General features: G+C 74.5%; 2 protein-coding genes and 1 pseudogene. All 3 read left to right on the top strand.

What is annotated here, in order from left to right; all coding sequences use genetic code 11:
- The coding region (locus tag CCN44_RS41270; RefSeq protein WP_143650445.1) for an acyl carrier protein at positions 1 to 367 on the top strand (367 nt) is incomplete at its 5' end.
- 199 nt (positions 368 to 566) lie between these two features.
- Entirely contained in the window at positions 567 to 1733 is a 1167-nt protein-coding gene (locus CCN44_RS41280; RefSeq protein ID WP_086704341.1) for a zinc-binding alcohol dehydrogenase family protein, read from the top strand.
- A pseudogene (locus CCN44_RS41285) lies at positions 1696 to 2925 on the top strand (beta-ketoacyl [acyl carrier protein] synthase domain-containing protein); the annotation flags it as partial. The gene CCN44_RS41280 and the pseudogene CCN44_RS41285, both read left to right, overlap by 38 nt.

Raw genomic sequence — 2925 nt, forward strand, 5'->3', positions numbered from 1 at the left:
CCTCGGCCACGCGGGCCGCGACGACGTACCGGCCCACCACCGTTTCCTGGAGCAGGGATTCGACTCGCTGGCGGCGCTGAAGCTGCGCAACCGGCTCGCCGCCGCCACCGGGCTGCGGCTGCCGCCGACGCTGGTCTTCGACCACCCGACCCCGACCGAGCTGGCCCGCCACCTGCTGGCCGAACTCGCCCCGCCGACGGACGCGCAACCGCCCGCGTTCGAGGACGAGGACGCCGCCACGGCCGTCCTGGTCCTGGAGGAACTCGGCCAGTTGGACGAGGCGATCACCCGGCTGCCCGCCGACGGACCCGAACGCGCCCGCATCACCGGCCTGTTGACGGACCTTCTGTCCAGGTGGGGGCGATGACGGTGCGGATGACGTTGCGCACGGCACTGGCGGAGGGCCAGGGGCCGTCCTATAGCATCGCCATGATCGCTACGGCGGGGCGGCCGGACCGGTGCCCCGGCCGCATCGCGCCACGGGGGCACGTACGGCTGACCGCGATCGAGACGCGTGAGCAGGCGGGTATGTCCGGCGCCGCACACACGCACACAAGGGGGAACTGATGGAGAACGTGCAGGCTTGGGTGCTGCCCGCGGGCCCGCAGGACAGGTCCGGCGGCCCGGTGCGCGGTGAGCTGACCCTCACCCGCATCCCGATCGCCTCCCCCGGCGACCACGAGGTGCTCGTCGAGTCCCTCGTCGGCTGCTGGGAGGCCAACATGGAGCACGCCCTCGCGCGCAGCCCCGTCGACATCGTCCGGCAGCGCGGCGAGGACCGGATCGTCCTCGGCACCTGCGGCGTCGTCCGCGTGCTGCGCACCGGCGCGGCCGTGCGCGGACTGCGCGAGGGCCAGGAGTGCCTGTGGATCCCGTTCGGCCAGGTCGACCGCCACGGCTACGCGGAGACCATCTGCGCCTACGACGCGCCGGGTTCGCCCGGCCTGCTGGCCGAGCGCATGGTCGTACCCGCCGACCGGCTGGTGCCGCTGCCCGCCGACGGACGCCACCCGGTGGAGCGGTGGGCGCCGTTCGCGCGGTACTTCACCGCCTGGGACAACTGGCGGGTCACCAGCCGGTGCTGGCGCAGCCAGGTCGACGACGCCTGGGACGAGCAGCCGCTCGTCCTCGGCTGGGGCGGCGGCGTCGTCTTCGCCGAACTCGAACTGGCCCGCCGTGAGGGCTTCCGCACGGCGATGGTCTCCGGCCGGGACAGCCGGCTGAAGGAGATCGCCGCGTCCGGCGCGATCGCCGTCGACCGCCGCGAGTTCCCCGACCTCGACTACCTGCGGGCCAAGGAGTCCACCGACCCCGACGCCATGGACCGCTACCGCGCCTCCGAGGCACGCTTCCTGGAGATCGTCGGCGAACTCTCCGGCGGCCACGGTGTCTCCGTCTTCCTGGACAACCTCGGCGGCGGCCTGCACCGGGCCACCATGAAGAGCCTGGCCCGCGAGGGCGTGGTCTCCACCGTCGGCTGGAAGACCGGCATGCGGCTGTGGAACCTGCGCGCCACCGAGTGCATCAGCCGGCACATCCACGTGCACACCCACGCCTGGCGCCTGCAGGACGCCCCCCGCATCCGCGACGTGATGCAGGAGACCGGCTGGCTGCCCGACATCGCCGACGGCCCGGTGACCCCGTTCGCGCGCGTCCCCGAACTCGCCGAGACCTACCGCCGGGACGACTTCGACACCTACTTCCCGCTGTTCTCCGGCGCCGGGAGGGGCTGAGCCGATGAGCCCGCGTTCCTATGACGTGGCGGTCGTCGGCATGGCCTGCGCGTTCCCCGGTGCCCCGGACCTCGGCCGGTACTGGGCCAACGTGGTGGCCGGTGCCGACGCGGTCACCGAAGTGCCCCCGGACCGCTGGCCGGCCGACCGCCACTGGGCCGGCGCCGACGCGGCACCCGGCGAGCAGTCACCGTCGAAGTGGGGCGGTTTCCTGCCGCCCCTGCCCTTCGACGCGCTCGCCCACGGAGTGCCGCCCGCCTCCCTCGGCGGCATCGAGACCGCGCACCTGCTCGCCCTGCGCACCGCCGACCGGGCCCTGGCCGACGCCGGGTACGAGGAGCGGCCGTTCGACCGGGAGACCACCTCGGTGATCTTCGCCGCGGAGGCCGGGGCCGACCTCGCCTCCGCGTACGCGGCGCGCTCGCTGCTCGCCCAGCACCTGGAGACGGTCCCGGCGGAGCTGGACGCCCGGCTGCCCCGGCTCACCGAGGACTCCTTCCCCGGCACCCTGGCCAACGTCATCGCCGGCCGGGTCGCCAACCGGCTGGACCTCGGCGGCCCCACCTACACCGTCGACGCGGCCTGCGCCTCCTCGCTGGCCGCGCTCGACCAGGCCTGCAAGGAACTCCTCGCCGGAACCAGCGACATGGTGCTGTGCGGCGCGGTCGACACCCACAACGGCCTCCACGACCACCTGCTGTTCGGCTCGGTGCGGGCCCTGTCGCCGACCGGCCGCTGCCGCGCCTTCGACGCCTCCGCCGACGGCATCGTCCTCGCGGAGGGCGTGGCCTGCCTCGTGCTCAAGCGGCTCGCGGACGCCGAACGCGACGGCGACCGCGTCTACGCCGTGATCAAGGCCGTCGGCGCGGGCAGCGACGGCCGCGGCCTCGGCCTGACCGCGCCCCGGCCCGAAGGCCAGCGGCGCGCCCTGGAACGCGCCTACGCCCTCGCGGGCCTGTCACCCCGCGAGGTGGGCCTGGTCGAGGCGCACGGCACCGGGACCGTGCTCGGCGACCGCACCGAACTGGAGACGCTCACCGAGGTGTTCCGCACCGCCGGCGCCCGGCCCGGAGCCTGCTCGCTCGGCTCGGTGAAGTCCCTCATCGGCCACGCCAAGTGCGCGGCGGGCCTCGCCGGACTGATCAAGGCGGTGCTCGCCGTGCACACCGGCGTCCGGCCGCCCACCCGGCTC

This window comes from Streptomyces tricolor, from assembly GCF_002155905.1.
Taxonomy (GTDB): Bacteria; Actinomycetota; Actinomycetes; order Streptomycetales; family Streptomycetaceae; genus Streptomyces; species Streptomyces tricolor.